Source organism: Streptomyces calidiresistens, assembly GCF_014141525.1.
Taxonomy (GTDB): domain Bacteria; phylum Actinomycetota; class Actinomycetes; order Streptomycetales; family Streptomycetaceae; genus Streptomyces; species Streptomyces calidiresistens.
In genome coordinates, this window is record NZ_VKHS01000042.1 from 1 (window position 1) to 14,778 (window position 14,778).

At 71.1% G+C, this 14,778-nt stretch carries 14 protein-coding genes; 1 reads left to right on the forward strand and 13 read right to left on the reverse strand.

Translation table 11 applies throughout. The annotated features are described in order from the left end of the window. From FOE67_RS03835 to FOE67_RS03885, 11 genes are all read right to left on the reverse strand, one after another. The coding region (locus FOE67_RS03835) for a DnaB-like helicase N-terminal domain-containing protein (protein WP_194443912.1) at window positions 1–1,150 on the reverse strand (1,150 nt) is incomplete at its 3' end. 202 nt (window positions 1,151–1,352) lie between these two features. After that, entirely contained in the window at window positions 1,353–3,152 is a 1,800-nt protein-coding gene (locus FOE67_RS03840; protein WP_194443913.1) for a type IV secretory system conjugative DNA transfer family protein, read from the reverse strand. A 103-nt stretch (window positions 3,153–3,255) separates the two neighbouring features. Beyond that, window positions 3,256–3,714: a hypothetical protein gene (locus tag FOE67_RS03845; protein ID WP_182660388.1), complete on the reverse strand. Its 459-nt coding sequence runs from the start codon at window positions 3,712–3,714 to the stop codon at window positions 3,256–3,258. 147 nt (window positions 3,715–3,861) lie between these two features. Next, a complete protein-coding gene (locus tag FOE67_RS03850) occupies window positions 3,862–4,122 on the reverse strand; it encodes a hypothetical protein (RefSeq protein WP_182660390.1) in 261 nt (86 codons plus the stop codon). Window positions 4,123–4,190: 68 nt separating this feature from the next. Then, window positions 4,191–5,693, reverse strand: a complete 1,503-nt coding sequence (locus tag FOE67_RS03855) for a putative type IV secretion/conjugal transfer ATPase (RefSeq protein WP_182660393.1) — start codon at window positions 5,691–5,693, stop codon at window positions 4,191–4,193. Between the two features lie 19 nt (window positions 5,694–5,712). Beyond that, on the reverse strand, window positions 5,713–6,141 hold the full coding sequence (locus tag FOE67_RS03860; protein WP_182660395.1) for a DUF6238 family protein: 429 nt from the start codon (window positions 6,139–6,141) through the stop codon (window positions 5,713–5,715). A 48-nt stretch (window positions 6,142–6,189) separates the two neighbouring features. Further along, complete coding sequence (locus FOE67_RS03865; RefSeq protein WP_182660397.1) at window positions 6,190–7,653, reverse strand: SCO6880 family protein; 1,464 nt, start codon at window positions 7,651–7,653, stop codon at window positions 6,190–6,192. Between the two features lie 106 nt (window positions 7,654–7,759). Beyond that, on the reverse strand, window positions 7,760–9,238 hold the full coding sequence (locus FOE67_RS03870; RefSeq protein WP_323384163.1) for an SCO6881 family protein: 1,479 nt from the start codon (window positions 9,236–9,238) through the stop codon (window positions 7,760–7,762). A 31-nt stretch (window positions 9,239–9,269) separates the two neighbouring features. After that, the gene (locus tag FOE67_RS03875) at window positions 9,270–9,971 is read right to left on the reverse strand and encodes a hypothetical protein (protein WP_182660399.1); all 702 of its coding nucleotides are present in this window, start codon (window positions 9,969–9,971) and stop codon (window positions 9,270–9,272) included. Beyond that, the gene (locus FOE67_RS03880; protein ID WP_182660411.1) at window positions 9,971–10,261 is read right to left on the reverse strand and encodes a DUF6112 family protein; all 291 of its coding nucleotides are present in this window, start codon (window positions 10,259–10,261) and stop codon (window positions 9,971–9,973) included. Before FOE67_RS03880 ends, FOE67_RS03875 begins: the two co-directional genes overlap by 1 nt. 93 nt (window positions 10,262–10,354) lie before the next feature. Further along, entirely contained in the window at window positions 10,355–11,482 is a 1,128-nt protein-coding gene (locus FOE67_RS03885) for a C40 family peptidase (protein ID WP_182660401.1), read from the reverse strand. 562 nt (window positions 11,483–12,044) lie between these two features. Here FOE67_RS03885 and FOE67_RS03890 point away from each other — a divergent pair. Continuing rightward, window positions 12,045–12,800 (forward strand): DNA-methyltransferase, encoded by a 756-nt coding sequence (locus FOE67_RS03890; RefSeq protein WP_182660403.1) that lies wholly within the window; start codon window positions 12,045–12,047, stop codon window positions 12,798–12,800. A gap of 89 nt (window positions 12,801–12,889) precedes the next feature. Here the strand turns inward: FOE67_RS03890 and FOE67_RS03895 are convergent, their stop codons facing one another. Together FOE67_RS03895 and FOE67_RS03900 are read right to left on the reverse strand one after the other, a co-directional pair. Beyond that, window positions 12,890–13,804: an endonuclease NucS domain-containing protein gene (locus tag FOE67_RS03895; RefSeq protein ID WP_323384166.1), complete on the reverse strand. Its 915-nt coding sequence runs from the start codon at window positions 13,802–13,804 to the stop codon at window positions 12,890–12,892. A 449-nt stretch (window positions 13,805–14,253) separates the two neighbouring features. Further along, window positions 14,254–14,538 (reverse strand): DUF3892 domain-containing protein, encoded by a 285-nt coding sequence (locus tag FOE67_RS03900; protein WP_182660405.1) that lies wholly within the window; start codon window positions 14,536–14,538, stop codon window positions 14,254–14,256. Window positions 14,539–14,778: the final 240 nt, after the last annotated feature.

Below are 14,778 nucleotides of genomic sequence, written 5' to 3' on the forward strand. Positions count from 1 at the left end.
GCTCGGGAGAGGACCCGGCGGTGGCGGGACGGGGGTGCGGACTGCGCGCACGGGCCGCGGCGGTCAGGTCGGAGCCGGGGAGCCCGGGCGCCCCGGGGTCGACGCGGGACGGGGTGGGCGACCGGTCGGGCGGTTCACCACCGGCTGTGCGCCAACGCCGGAACGTGTCCTCAACGGGGAGAAGGGTGTGGAGCGAGTAGCCGATCAGCTGCCCCGGGGGGAGGGTGTGCTCGGTGGCGAGGTGGCGTATCCACCCGGCGGCCCGGCCGGCGTTCCGCACGAACGCGGTGCGCACCTGCTGACGCCCGTGGTAGGCGGCGGAGGTAGCCACGCCGCCTACCGCGCACACCCGCAGGACGCGGTCGCCGGTCAGCCCGGGGCCGGCATCCTCGGAGAGGTAACCGCGGCGTTGGGCCTCCCAGAGCACGGTGAGCTGGTCGATCGGCTCGCCGCGATGGTGCAGCGCGGTGAGGCAGCGGTAGATCCGCTGGTGGTCGACCTCGACGAAGTCTTCCGGCGCGAGCCAGTTCTCGATGCCGTCCAGTCCGGTCGGGTCGGCGGTCAGACAGGCCAGCAGCCATTCCTCGTCGGCGAGCTGTTCCGGGCCGGTCGGGGGTGGCGTGGCCGGTCGCGCGGTCAGCTCGGCCGGTGGGGGAGTGGGCCGGGGGTCGGTACCCCAGACCTTCGCGAGATCCTTCAGCGCGCCGGTGAGGACGCCGAGGTGGTGCCCGGTGTCCCGGTGGTCGGCGTTGGCGGTGTCGGAAAGGGCGGCCCGGTGCAGCCGGGTGGCGTGCTCGGTGACCTTCCGATGGATCGCCCCCTCCAGCACCATCCGGCCGTACAGCGGGGCATGCCGGGGATGGGGACAGGAGGAGACGAACCCGAAGACCCGGGCCGTGGTCACGCCGGGGGCGGTCCGGCGCGCTCGGGTGACCGCGTCCGTGACCCACTCCAGCGGCACCGGCTCTCCCGGCGCGGTCAGCGCCCCGGGGCGCTGTTGGGCACGCGCGTCGAGCAGGACCTGGTAGAGGGTCGCGTGGTCGTGGTGGAGGAAGTGGGTGGGCCGCAACCAGCCATCGAGGGACTCCAGTTGCCTCGGTTCGAGGAGAACTGCCCCGAGAACGGCCTGCTCGGCGCGGATCAGCGGCATCACGGGCGTCCTCCGGTTCCGGAGCCGGGTACGGCCACCGCTCGGTTCACCGGCGTCGGCGCCCCTGCGGCCCGGCCCGGCTCGTCACACAGCCCTGAGTCGGCGAGACGCCTCGCCCCGGTCGTGCTCGTCGGCCACCGGCCGGCACCGGCTCGTGTCGCCGGCACGCCGGGCACAGGGGCGATCGGCACGCGGTGCGCGGTCACGCGACGGTCCCGAAGTCGCCGTGCCGCGGCGACTTGCGCAGGGCGCGTTCGGTGATCTCGGCGGTCGCGCGGGCGGAGGCCGCGCTGTGCCGGGCGGCGTCCGGCTGCCGGTACCAGGGCCTGAGGTCGAGAAGCGCCGGGCGTACGCCGGTGGCCAGCAGCAGCGCCGAGCCCTTGGGAAGGGCGCGGATCGCGTCGGCGGCCAGGACGCGCTGCTGCCGCATCGAGACCGAACTCGACTTCCCCGAGCTGCTGGAGGACACCGACAGGGTGCGCACGTCGTGGTCGCCCACCAGCCGCGACAACTTGTCCGCGAAGTCCGCGTCATCGACACCGGAGCCGATCAGTTTGATCGTGGCCGCGGACCACAGGGCGTCCATCCCGGCCTCACCCCACACCCGCACGCCCTGCCGATAGGACTGGAGGATGGTGACGGGGATGACGCCCCGGGACCCGAGGTGGGAGTAGAGGTCGGGCAAATCCTGGATCTTGCAGACGTTCGCGGCCTCGTCCAGGATCGCCAAGAGGGGTGGATCGAGCCGCCCGCCGCGACGTTCGGCCTGGATGACGGCGGCACGCATCACGGCGTCCGCCGCCGCGGCGATGATCGCCGACGCGGACCCACCGCCGTCCTTGGAGAGCAGGAAGAGGGTGTCCCGTCCGGTCGCGAACTCCTGCGGCCGGAACTCCCTCACCTTCCGCATGCTCTTCGGCGGGGTGACCCAGGCGGCGATCCCGGGGTCCAGGAGGCAGGCGGCGTACTGGCGGGCGGTTTCGAAGATGCCGTCCCGCGTTTCGACAGCACCGGCGACCGTGCCGTGGAGCTGGGCGGCGACCGACTCCAGGCCGGCGTCGTGCAGTAGGTCGACCGGTGTGCGATCGGCCGGGGAAGCGAGCCAGGACAGCACGTCGGTGATCGGGCGTCCGCTGGTGGACGCGGCCAGGAACAGAGCGGTGAGGGTGTTGGCGGCGGCCGTGGACCAGAAGTCGTTCGCGCTCGACTCGTTGACGGAGGCGGTGACGAAGTGTCCGGCCAGCCTGCGGGCGCCGGCGAGGTCGCGGGCATCGGCGAGGATGTCCCACCACATCGTCCGTGGTGTGTGGGCGATCTGCTGCGGATCGAGCGTCCACACCTCCCCCACCTCGGAACGCGCGGTCAGCGTGGTGGTGAAGGCGTCCTTGGCCGCCTTGTTGGAGGTCAGCAGCACCGGGCCCGGCGCGCGCAGGATCGCGGGGATCGCCAGACCGGATGTCTTCCCGGAACGGGGCGCCATGATCGCCAGAAGGACGTCCTCCCAGCTGGAGCGGACCTCCTCCCCACCGGGCTTCAGGGAGCCGAGGAGGACACCGCGGTCATCGGCCGGTACCCGCCTCGGTTTGCAGCCCTTGAGACCGGGCCGCAGGTCGATCGCCCGGGCGGCCGACCGGCGCGGCAACAGGGCGGCGAGATCCCGGGGTCCGGCCAGCCCGCTGCCGGAGCGGCGGTGCCGCAGCCACCACTTCACTCCGCCGACCCCGGCGGCGAGCAGTACGACGGTGGGAAGGACATGGCAGGCGGTGATCAACGCCGTGCCCGGAAGGCTCGGCCACAGCTCCTCCGGGCACAGGAGCGCGTCGGTGGGCCGATAGGCCGCCCACGGGTCGTGCCCGACCAGGAGGTTCGCGGTGTTGCCGAACAACCAGGCCAGCGAGCTGCCGCCGACGACCAGCGCGGTGCCGCCGATGAGCAGGTGGAGCAGGAAGTCGGTGCCGGTGGTGATCGAGGGGGAGCGGGTGTCGGTGTGTGGTGAGGCCAAGGCGAAGTCCCGAAGAGGCGGAGAGAACAGGGCGATGGGGGACCACGCGCGGTTCTGGTGATCACGGTGATGGGCTCCTTCTCGAAGGGGTGGGATCCGGGGATCAGCGGGTGTGGCGGGGTTCGGTCCGTGCGATGGGAGGCAAGGGGGCGGACGTCGCTTCCGGGCAAGGGCTCGACGGGCTGCGATGAGCGGTGGTCGAACGGCTCACGGCGGCTCCGGGCTGCCAGCCGGGTGCCGAGGGCCCGAGGGCGCGCAGTTCGTCGGCGCTGTCGGCCAGCTCCTCCCACAGATCGGCGAGCTGCCCGGCAGCGTCGGTGAACCGGTCGGCGAGCTGCCAGCCCTCGATGTCCTCGAAAGCGTTCGCCTGCTCGGCCGCGGCCTCGAAGAACTCGTGGAGACGCGGCAGGAGCCCGTTGTCCGGGTCGATGACCTCCTCCAACGTGCCGGCGGCCTCGGCGTAGGTGGCCGAGCCGTTCATTCGGGCGGTCAGGTGCAGGACCGCGTCCCCGAGCGGCTTCGGGCCGGTGGGGGACGAGGCGGGTGCGTCAGGGGTGGACATGGTGGGTGGTCCCCTTTCGTGATGGCGGTCGGTCGGAAGCGGGGCCGGAGGGATCTCGCCCCGGTGACGGCGGTCGGGGTGCCGTTCGGGGAGTCGGTTCGAGGGGTCGGATCGTCTTCACCGCCATGGCGGGTGTGCCTCCCCTCCTCACGAACGGAGGGGACGCCGGGTGCAGCAGGAGGCGTGGACGGGGCGGTGATGGAAGTGCGCGACGGGATAGCCCAGATCCACGAGGCGCGTGGCCAGCGCGGTCAACCGCCGGTGTTGAAGGTGGGGACTCTCGTGCTCGGACGGGACGTAGTGGCCGAGCCGTGCGCAGAAGGTGAATCCGGCTTCCCGCAGCAGGCTGTCGGCGATGGTGAGGCGGTCGGGGTGCCGGCCGAGCGCGAGGCTGATGGGGTGGAACAAGAGGTCAGCTTTCGGTGGAGGGGAAGGGGTTGCCGGACCGGTCGGGGCCCGGAGCGGACCCGGGCGGGTCAGGAGTGCATGCGGGCGTCGGTGTCGAAGAGGTCGCGTTCGACGGGGTGGAGAAGGTGCTGGGTGATGAAGGACCGGCCGGCGATCTTCCACAGCCCGCGCCCTTTGGTGAGGGCGGCCACCGCCTGCGTCTCCACGCCGGTCAGGCCGAGCAGGGCTCCGGCGGCGGCGAGCTGGTCCGCTTCCTGGCGGTAGATGACCCTCGTCGAGCAGTCGCTCAACAGGCCCTCGGCCAGGGCCCGTCCCCGGGAGCCGGCGTCACCGGCGGACAGCAGGTCGGAGAGCCGGTGAATGACCATCACGTTGGCGATGCCCATGCCCCGGGAGAGTTTCCACTGGCTCTGCATGCGCTCCAGGAGGGCCAAGTGGCGCATGACCCGCCATGCCTCGTCGTAGACGACCCAGCGCCGCCCACCCGCGGGGTCGGCGAGGGCGGACTCCATCCAGGCCGAGGCACAGGTCATGGCCAGCACGAGGCCGGTGTCGTCACCGGTACTGCCCAGTCGGGACAGGTCGATGGTCAGCATCGGGGCCTGCGGGTCGAACGCGACGGTGGAGGGTGCGTCGAAGAGACCCGCGAGGTCGCCGTGGACCAGGCGCCGCAGCGCGTGGGCGAGGTCCTCGGCAGCTCGGCCGAGCCGACCGGTCGGCTCCCCGGAGGCCGCGTCGAGCCGGTCGGGGGAGGCCAGGAGCGCGGCGACATCGCCGAGCAACGGCGTGGTCCCGGACTCCGTGGCCAGGATGACGACTTCGTCGAGCGCGACGTCGAGCGCGGTGTGTTCCATCGGGGTGAGGTCGCGGCCCAGGACGGTGCGGGCGAGGCTGCCCAGGAGCATCAGGCGCCGTTTGCGGACCTCGGTCGCCCAGTCGCCCGCGGTGATCCCGGCCGGTTTCGCCGGCGCGTCCAGGGGGTTCAACCGACCCGGTAGGCCGGGGCCGAGGGCGATGGTCTGCCCGCCCAGGGCTTCGGCGACCACACTCCACTCGGCCTTGGGGTCGCACGGGACATAGATCTTGTAACCGAAGGCCACCGCCCGGAGAGCCAGGGACTTCGCCAGCGCGGACTTGCCCATGCCGATGACCCCGGCCACGACGGCGTTGGGGTTGGTGAACCCCTCCAGGCGTCCGTAGAGCTGGAACGGGTCGAAGGTGAAGGCGGCCTCGGCGTGGACGTCCTGGCCGATGTAGATGCCGTGGGCGCCCAGGCCGCCCTCGGCCAGGAACGGGTACGCCCCGGCGGCGACGGCGGTGGTCATCCGATGCTCGGGAAGGGCGAGCCGGCCGCCGCGGGCGGAGGCGGGTCCCGATCGTCCGGAGGCCGGGTGGGTGGGCCGCAGATCGGTGTCGGGGCCGCGCTCGGTGCGGCGCCGGGCGGGGCGGGCCGCGTCCCGGGCCCGGGCGCGGGCGGCGGCGAGCCGGTCGCGGGTGGCCCGTACGGCGCGTCGGTCGGTGCGGCGCGGGGTGAACAGCGGACTGGCGGAGGCGCGGGGGGATGAGGACATGGGGAGAATTCCTCGGGGATCAGTGTCGGATGCGGTCGGTCAACGGGTCGTGCAGGTCGGTCGGGGTGTGGTCGCGACGGACCGTGAGGGCGGTGCTCAGGTGCCGCCCGCAGACGGTGTGCTCGGGCGCACCCTCCGGGAGACGGGCACGGCAGGCCTCCCGGGTCGGCGGTCGACCGGTCATCGGGTGGGGTGCACGGTGATAGGCGGCGTGGAGGTGCTCGGCCGCCTGCCAGAGCCGGATTCGGCAGGCCCGCAGGCGGTCGGCCTCGGCGGGCGCGAGGCGGGCGGTCCGGTCGGTGTGGGCGTCGAGAAGGTGGTAGAGCGCCAGGAGATGGGCGTGGAGGGCGTCCAGCTCGGTGCGACCGGCAGCCGCCGGCCCCCGGGGGACCGTGAGAGCCCGGTGGAAGTCCACTGCCTCGGTGGCGTACTGCAATGCGGACGGCATACGGCAAGGGCCCTTCGGAAGGTGGCGGAGCGGGGGTGGTGCCCCGAATCAGGTGCGAGCGAGGGGCAGGGCGGCGGCGGTGAACGCCTCGGCCTGTTGCCAGGTCAGCGGACGCAGATCGATCAGCGCGCCGACGGCGGCGGTCTCCACGGCCGCGCACGCGCTGCGCAGCTCCTCCTCGGTGTCGGCGGACACGGTCACCAGGCCGAGCAGCCCGACATCGGCGTGCCCCGCGATGAGCTGCCGCTCGCGGTCGCGCGCATCGGCGTACTCGACGTTGTCCTCCTCGGAATCGACCTGCCCTTTGCGCTGCCGCTCCGAGGCGTCCGCCACCACGGTGGCCTTGCGGCGTCGCACGTCCTTCAACGCGGCTTCCAGACTCTTCGGGCCGTATGTGAGGGAGAGGGTGCGGCGCACCCCGGCGGTGAACAGCACCTGGTGCAGAAAGCCGGGGCCGGCTTCGACGCGCGGCCAGTTCTCGACCCAGAAGGTCGCGTGGTGGGCGGTGTCGGTACGGATGCGGTCGGCGTTCTCCACCAGGACGACCGGACCGGCGGCAGCCGGGTCGGCCTGTGGCCGGCCGGTCGGTGACCAGCGCTCCAGCGCCGCCGAGGAGGCCGGGTCGTACGCGGTGCGGACCACGGCGGCGATCTCGGTGGCCGAGAGCCGACCGGCCGGGGTCAGGCCACTGGTTCGGGCGGACTGGTCGAAAGTGTGGACGAGCTGCGCCAGCACGGTGAACGCCCCGGCGAGTCCGCCACCGGCCTGGTTGATCAGACGGCGCGCCGCCTTCATGTCGAGTGCGATGGCGACGTACGCCTCGTGCGGCGCGGCGGCGGGACCCGCTGCCCGGAGGAGGTCGGCGTAGACGGGTCCGGCCAGCCGGGCGTCGGGACGACCGTGCTCCTCCCAGTACCGGGTGAGCGCGTCACCGGAGTCGGGAACCGTGCGCTCCAACACCTGCACGCGTGCCACATGCCCGGTGCGGGCCAGCGCCGCCAGCGTCCGGCCCCAGCCGGCGACGTTCGCGTCCTGGGTCGAGGCATCGAGGAGGGCGAAAGCCCGGCTGGAGATCCGCACGACCGCCGTCAGGGTGTCGCGGTGCGGATCATGGACCGCGCCGAGCTGCCGGTCCGGAGAGGTGACCACGCGCAGGGAGGCGGCTGTACCGGGCAGGTGCAGCAGCCCCTCCCGGCGTGGCCTGGTGGCGGGTCGGGTGAGCCAGAGAAGCTGTCCGCGCAGGCGTCGCAGCGCGTACCGGATGGTGATCGGGGCCCAGTCCGCCGGTGACCGTCCCCGATACCGCAGGAACGTCACCGCTGCGGCGACCGCCCACAGGGGCAGGAGCGCCAGCGCTCCCGGTACGCCGGAGCCGACCAGCACCATGAACAGCAGCAGCCCGGTCAGAGCGACGACGACGAGTTGGGGGGCGGAGAGCCCGAGGAGGACACCGCGGCGTGAGCGGGTCGGGAACTTCACCGGGGTCGGCCCGGTGGATGTGTCGGTATGCATGCAGAAGCCGTCCTCGAAACGCGAAACATGAGAGAGGGAGAAGGAGGGGCAGCGGGGGTGAGTCGTACGGCGCGGTTCACCCCCGCTCCCGGTCACCCGACTCCGGTCAGGTGCCGGAGCCGCCATCCGGAGCGCGGTGGACCCACCGGGCGGGGGTACTGCCGCCTTCGGGCGGTGGCCCGCCGGTCCCGGACGCCGGTGGCTCGCTCCGGACGGGCGCGGAGAGGGGCGGCACGTCCCCGCCCGCGGTCGGTGGCCCACCGCTCGGGGCCTTGGACGAGGTGCCCCGCGCGGACGCCGGGGACGACCCGGTCGAGCCCTCGGGCAGCGGCCCGGATGGGCCCGCCGAAGAGGCATCGACCGGTGACGTTGTCGGGCCGGGGTTCCGCTCGGGGCGGCGGATGAGCGCCTGCCCCCTGTCACCGCCGGAGGGGGCACGCTTGATCAGGGACTGCCCCTTGTCACCGGTGGCCTTCGGAGTCTCGCCGAAACGGAACTGCGTCTGCTTGGACTGCTTGCTCCCACCGCTCGGGCCGCCGCTGGGGTCGATACCGGCGATCACACCCCCAGCGCCCTGACCGGACACGGTCGACGGCCCCTGCGGGGCACGCCCACCGGTCTTCGTCTGGAGTGCGAGCATCCCGGCGGCCTTGCCCGCACCCGCGGCCACCGCCATGCCGGCGACGCCACTGCGATGGATGTCGGCGCCACTGCCGCCGTCGGCGGCCCAGTGCACGAACTTGTACGTCACGTACGGACACAGCAGCACCAGGACGAGGACCACCACCCCGGCCATCGCGTCGGACAGCGCGGCGAGGCCGTCGGTGGGGTCGGCCTGCCCCATCGCGCTCACACCCAGCAGGAAGACGATGGTCATCAGCAACTTGGACACGATGAGGGTGGCGGTGGCCTCGATCCAGCCGCGCCGCCAGCGGCGGGCGACCTCCCAGCCTCCGCCGGCGCCGGCGAAGACCGCTAGGCTCACCAGGATCAGGATCCCGACCTTGCGGGCGACCATCACCGCCCAGTACAGGAACGCGCCGATCGCGGCTCCCAGGGCGACGAACGTCGGAACCAACCAGCCCATCTCGAACATGGGCCCGTACATCGAGACCTGGATGACCCGCCGGATGGCGTCCTCGATCGAGCTGTTGGCGGCTTTGAACAACCCGGCGCTCAGCGCATCGACGACCGTGAGGGCGACCGTGGTGAAGGCGATCGCGCTGAACGCGAAGAGCACCCCGACCATCGTCCCCGTCGCCGCCTGCACCAGCGCCCGCTCGTCCCGTCGCCACGCGGCCCGTACCAGCTGCAGGATGAACGTGCCCACCGTCAGCACCAGGCCGATCGGCAACAGCAACTCGTAGTTGTCCTTGAACCAGGACGCGGTCAGATCGACCCGGGTGGTGCTGTCCACCGCCTGTGCCGCCAGGCTCGCCGCGCTCGCGGCAAGCTCTCCCGTGCTCTTGGCGATCCACGCCCCGATCCCGTTGGTGATACTCCCTCCGGGATCGGTGACGAAGTCGATCGCGTCCACGGTCTGGCAGACCGTGTCCACCAGGGGGATGTTGCAGATATCCGGCACGGCTACCTCCCTTCCTGCCGTCGGACGCCGATCACGGGAGAACCTGTGGCAGCACGCCGACCAACCCGCAGGGCTGCTCGGGGCGACACTGCACGGCCAGCGTCACGGAGCGGGCCTCCGCACCCGCGCCGGAGCCGGTCCAGGTCAGGCTCTGCCTGCCGTGCACGGTCACGACGTACACGTACGCCTCGGTGATCGCCCCCGGCTCGTTCGCCATCGCGTCCTTGAACGCCTGCGGAAACCGGCCCTCGGCCGCCTCCGCCGTGGCGCGCTGCCTGTTCTCGGACATCCGCTCCCAGAGCACCGCGTCCGGCAACTGCCTCTTCACCGAAGCCCAGTCCGCGTACCGGCTCTCCCCGGTCATCCACGTCTTCAGCTCGGCGAGGTGTTCCTTGTGGGAGGTGGAGCGGGTGTCGTACGACCACAGCGCCCGGGCCGCGGCCTTACCGAAATCCACCGGGTCACCGGTTTCCGGACGGCTCCCGGCCTCCACCCGGTCCGGGCCCGGATCCCCCGGTGAGGGGGAGGCCGAGGGCGCAGCGGGGGGCGAGCCCTCATGAGGGGAGGAGGCTTCCGGCTTCGGCTTCTCGGCCGGCGCCTCATCGCGGGTGAGGAAGGCCAGCAACCCGGCCAGAGCGGTCAGGGCGAGAAGGACCGCGCCGCCCAGCAGCGTTCGCCGCAGGACGCCGGATGTCGCGGGGGAAACGGTCGGCGGGAGTGAGGGCTTCTTCATTACTGCACCTGCGTTCCGAGTGCGGAGAAGAACGCGACGATCCCGTTCGCCGCGCCCAGCAACAGGGCACAGGCCGCGGCGACAACCGTGCCCTTCTTCCCGTTCGCCTCGGCCTGGTGCCCGCCCGAGTGGTGGCCCCAGGCCCAGATCAACGCGGACACGGCCAGGGCACCGACCACGGCCACGATCGCGAAGAGGTTGAGGCTGTTGATGACACTGCGCAGGACGCTCAGGCCCGGAAGGCCGCCCTCGGCAGGGGAGACACCGGGGTTGTAGGCCAGGTACTGCATGCGTTCGAGGAACGTCAAAGCACACTCCAGAGGTGATTGCGGGTACGACGAAGCCCGCTGGGGAGAGAGAGGGGTGAAGAGGAGGGGTCGGCGTCAGACGACGCGGCGCGCGGCGAGGATCTGCGGCTTCCAGTCGGCCAGTGGCTCGACCCGCACCACCGTTCCCGTGCGCGGGGCGTTGATCACCAAGCCATGGCCGATGACCATGCCCACGTGCTCCGGCCGGTCCTTCGTGCCGCGGGTGAAGACCAGATCACCGGGCTTGAGATCGTCGAGTGCGACGGCCCTGCCGTCCTCGACCTGGACGTAGGTGGTCCGCCCGATTCGCACACCGGCGGCCTTGTACGCCTGCTGCATCAGGGAGGAGCAGTCGCACCGTCCCAGCGGGTCACTGCCGTGCGCGGCGGTACACGAGCCACCCCACTGATACGGCGTTCCCAACTGCCCCAGGGTCCAGCGGATCGCCGAACGCACCGCGGCCGGGGCATCCTCGGGAATCTCGTACCCCGCCGGGAGCGTGCCGTCGGGAATCGGCCCGTAACCCGAGCCGTCTCCTTCCCGCGCACACCTTTCGGCAGCGGGACTCCGGGCCTCTCCGTCGTCCTCGCCCCCTTCGCCCCGGGCGCCGAGTGTGGGGACGATCGCCTGCCGGAGCGCCCGTGCCAGCGGCTCCCACTGGGCGTACGCGTCCGGGTAGGCCGAGCGCTGGACCGCCTGCGCGGCCTGCGTCACCGTCAGGGACTCCCAGCCGGCCACCTCCAGCAGCCCTTGGTAGAACTTCTTCGAGCTGTAGACCGGGTCCATGATCTGCTCGACCGTCCCCCATCCCCGGGAGGGACGCTGCTGGAACAGCCCCACGCTGTCCCGGTCCCCGTAGTCGATGTTGCGGAGCGTCGATTCCTGCATGGCGGTGGCCAGCGCGACGACCTGGCCACGGGCCGGGACGTTCATGGCCACCCCGGTCGCCAGGATGGTGCGGGCGTTGGGAATCTGCTCGCGAGGATCCCGCAACTGGGCCACCTCGACGCCCTCTCCGTCACCGCCGGAGAGAATCGACTCCACCTGAGCCGCCAGCGCCCTGGTGTCGAGGTCCCGCGTGTCGTCCTCGCAGTTCGCGGCGACGTTCGCGCCGGCCGAACCAGCGGAAATGGCGATCACCGGAACGACCAGCAACAGCGGACTCGCGGCCACCGCGGTGGCGGCCAGGACCACCTTCTTCATCGCCGACCACCACGGCCGGCGGATATCGGTATCCGGGCATGCCGCATCGACAGCTCCTTCGCATAGGTGGTGTGGCGCCGGCGTTCTCGTCGAAAAGGCCACCGGCGCCACACCGGTGATGAGGAAATCCCCCCTCGGGGGAGCAACGGCCCGCTGTCGGGCTACCGGGAGGTGATCAGCGGACCGTCGTCATGGAACGCGGCAGCCGGCCGCACTTGTAATCTGAAGAACCACACGAAGAACACCCTGGCCCCTTCCATCGGAAAACAGCGCACACGCTTCAACGGCGCTCCTGTTGGACAGGACGGCACGTCTCGGCAGAGTTCGACAGAGAGCATGGGGTGAGTCCCTGACCTGCGAACGTGCCCAGACTGTAGACACGAATCCCGGCCGCACCCAATGGCTCCCGACCCAGCCCTCGCCCTCCCCGGGTCCATCCCGGACGACGGATTGGTACGGCCGTGAAACATGGTTACCATCCGACGCACCCAAAGCCGGGTAAGCCATCTCGGGTGCCCCTTTCACCCGGACAGCAGGAAGCAGTCGGAAAGAGAGAGTCGTTTTGACCTACGCTCTGCACCGCGGCGATGCGTTGACCGTCCTCAAGTCCCTACCCGACGAGAGTGTGGACAGCGTGATCACCGATCCGCCCTACAACTCCGGTGGTCGAACGAGCTCCGACCGCACCGCACGAACCGCGCGCGCGAAATACACCAGTGGCGACGCCAGCCATGACCTCGCCAACTTCCCCGGTGAGAATCGCGACCAGCGCTCCTACCGCGCCTGGCTCACCGAGATACTGACCGAGTCCTATCGCGCCGCCCGTGAACACGCCGTCGCCCTGGTCTTCTCCGACTGGCGCCAGGACCCCACCACCAGCGACGCGCTTCAGATGGCCGGCTGGACCTGGAGCGGCATCATCCCCTGGATCAAGCCCGCGTCCCGTCCCCGCAAGGGCGGCTTCAAGCAGAGCAGCGAGTTCATCCTCTGGGGCGTCAAGGGCTCCCTCGACAAGACCCGGGATCTCTACCTGCCCGGTGACTTCACCGCCTCCCAGCCCCGCAAGGGCCGGGTCCACATCACGCAGAAGCCCGTCGAAGTGATGCAGCAGCTCGTCCAGATCTGCCCCGAAGGCGGTACCGTCCTGGATCCCTTCGCCGGTAGCGGCACCACCGGTGTCGCAGCGCTCAAGGAAGGTCGCAACTTCATCGGCGTTGAACTCTCCGACCACTACGCCGACATCGCCGAACAGCGCCTCCGAGCAGCCCAGCACACCTTCTCCCCGACCGACTTCACCCTCGCGGGGCCGGAGAAGTGAGAGCCTCGGCTCCCGGGCCCCGGACGACAAAGGGCGGGTGGGACAACCGGCAACCGGTGTCCCACCCGCCTTCCTGTGTGCCGCCCGGCCTACCCCGACTCGACGCTGCGGCGGATCAGCTCGTTCGCCCGCTCCAGATCGGCAGCCGATCTGATCCGCACCTCGAGATCCCCCGTGCCCAGGCAGCCGACCTCGCTCACATCCCGTGAGAACCCCTCGCACAGCTCCACCGTGGACGGATCCACCCGCAGATTCACCACCAGGACCCGCTTCCGCGGCTGCACGCGCACCGTGGCCACGTTTCGTATCCGCCGATAGGCGATGTAGTGCAGCTGGGTCTCCTTCTGCACCTCCGGATAGGACAGCAGCACACGATCCAGCTCCGCGAACAGTTCCCGCAGCTCCGGCGGTGACGCCTCCAGATACTGCGTGACCGACTTCGGGGCCCCACCGGACGCCGACGTCCGGGCCGCGGTCACCGCCCGGCCCCGGCGCGGAGGCGCCGTACCGGCGACCGACGCGACCAGCTGCAATGTGAGGACGTCCCCGAACATCCGGTACGCCACCAGGTCGACTCGTCGCCCGATGACCTCCAGGGCCACCGAGTCGTGCGGTGAGAACTCCGCCGCCACGCAGATCAGCCGTGGATTGCTCCAATCCACCGTCTCCACCACCGCAGCGCCGAGCCGCTCGCGCACCAGGCTCTCGAACTCCGGCCGGCTGTCCTCCAACCACGACAGATACGACAGACCCTGCGTGATCACCGACGCGTCCCGCGTCCGCTTGTACTCGACGATCACGGGGGTCCCGTTCTCGTCCAGCCCCAAGGTGTCGATCCGCCCTCGGTGCCGCCCGGTCGCGTACTCCGAGGCCACGAACCGCACGCCCAGCATGACCTCGGCATTGGCTTCGACCAGCCTCTGGAGCTCCCGCTCCCACGCGACCGACGCACCCGGCAACTCCACCACCGAGCCCTCCCGAACCCGGAACGCCCTCAGCTCCACACCGCACCCCCTGTAACAGCTCCAGAGAAGTGACAATCAACTGGCCGTACGCCCTATTCCCGCCGGAGGTTGAGCAACCCGATCATGCCCATGCGGCTCCGGAGAGTGGACCCCGTGTGATCGTGGACGGGAGCCAGGCTCCTCCCTGGTTGTTCTGCGTTCGCCGGCGATGCAGCGCCGGGTTGCTTTCCATCCCGGCCCCGTTGCTCGACTCGATGCGGCCCGGTGGCATTGTCCGTGGGATGGGTCATGATGCGGTAGGCCGAAAAAAGTGATGTGCCCCGACTTTCCTGGAGTCGGGGCACATCACCAGACTCTACGGAACTCGGGCCAGCTCAGACATGGGGGTCCTCCTGAAGTGGGGAGCGCGTGTTCGGACTGTGGGTGCCGGGGAACCCCGGCGCGCCGCTGCGGGGGCGGTGCGCCGGGTGCCGGGGGGTTGTGGCGGGTCAGCGCCTTGGGAGGGCGAGAAGGTTGTTGGTCCATACTCCGTCGGCGTGGGTCCGCAGGTACTTCTCGCCCCGGGTGGGCGTCACCACAAGCACTTCCGCGCGGCGGCCGGCTGCGTCACTGGTGTAGGCCTTGCCAGCCTTGTTCTCGATCCAGTGGACGATCTCGGCCCGGGTGTTGTCGCCGGTCTTGCCAGTCGCCTGCTCGGTCCACCACAGGTGGGTGATGTGCTCGTGCGCGGTTCCGCCGACCGTCAGGCGCACTGCCGTGATCTGGATGGCCATGTTGCTGTCCCTGCCGGCGACGTTCCTACGGGTCCCCGCGGCCGGCGCCCGGGTTCCGTGAGCACCCTGGGTGGGGTGCTTCGCCTGGGACAGACGACGTAACTCGCGAGTAGGAAGACGCGTGTGGCTGGCGGGGTGTCAGGAGCAGTCGAGGCAGCGGTCGCTGTCCGGGGCAAACATCGCGGGCGGGTGCTCGAGGAAGCAGCCGGGGCAGGAGCGGCCGGGGGTGCTGGGCGGGCA

Coding starts and splice junctions, on each gene's coding strand:
- FOE67_RS03845 (WP_182660388.1), bottom strand. CDS start 3,714: ATGTCCACCCCTGACGCACCCGCCTCGTCCCCCACCGGCCCGAAGCCG.
- FOE67_RS03855 (WP_182660393.1), bottom strand. CDS start 5,693: ATGTCCTCATCCCCCCGCGCCTCCGCCAGTCCGCTGTTCACCCCGCGC.
- FOE67_RS03860 (WP_182660395.1), bottom strand. CDS start 6,141: ATGCCGTCCGCATTGCAGTACGCCACCGAGGCAGTGGACTTCCACCGG.
- FOE67_RS03865 (WP_182660397.1), bottom strand. CDS start 7,653: ATGCATACCGACACATCCACCGGGCCGACCCCGGTGAAGTTCCCGACC.
- FOE67_RS03875 (WP_182660399.1), bottom strand. CDS start 9,971: ATGAAGAAGCCCTCACTCCCGCCGACCGTTTCCCCCGCGACATCCGGC.
- FOE67_RS03880 (WP_182660411.1), bottom strand. CDS start 10,261: ATGCAGTACCTGGCCTACAACCCCGGTGTCTCCCCTGCCGAGGGCGGC.
- FOE67_RS03885 (WP_182660401.1), bottom strand. CDS start 11,482: ATGAAGAAGGTGGTCCTGGCCGCCACCGCGGTGGCCGCGAGTCCGCTG.
- FOE67_RS03900 (WP_182660405.1), bottom strand. CDS start 14,538: ATGGCCATCCAGATCACGGCAGTGCGCCTGACGGTCGGCGGAACCGCG.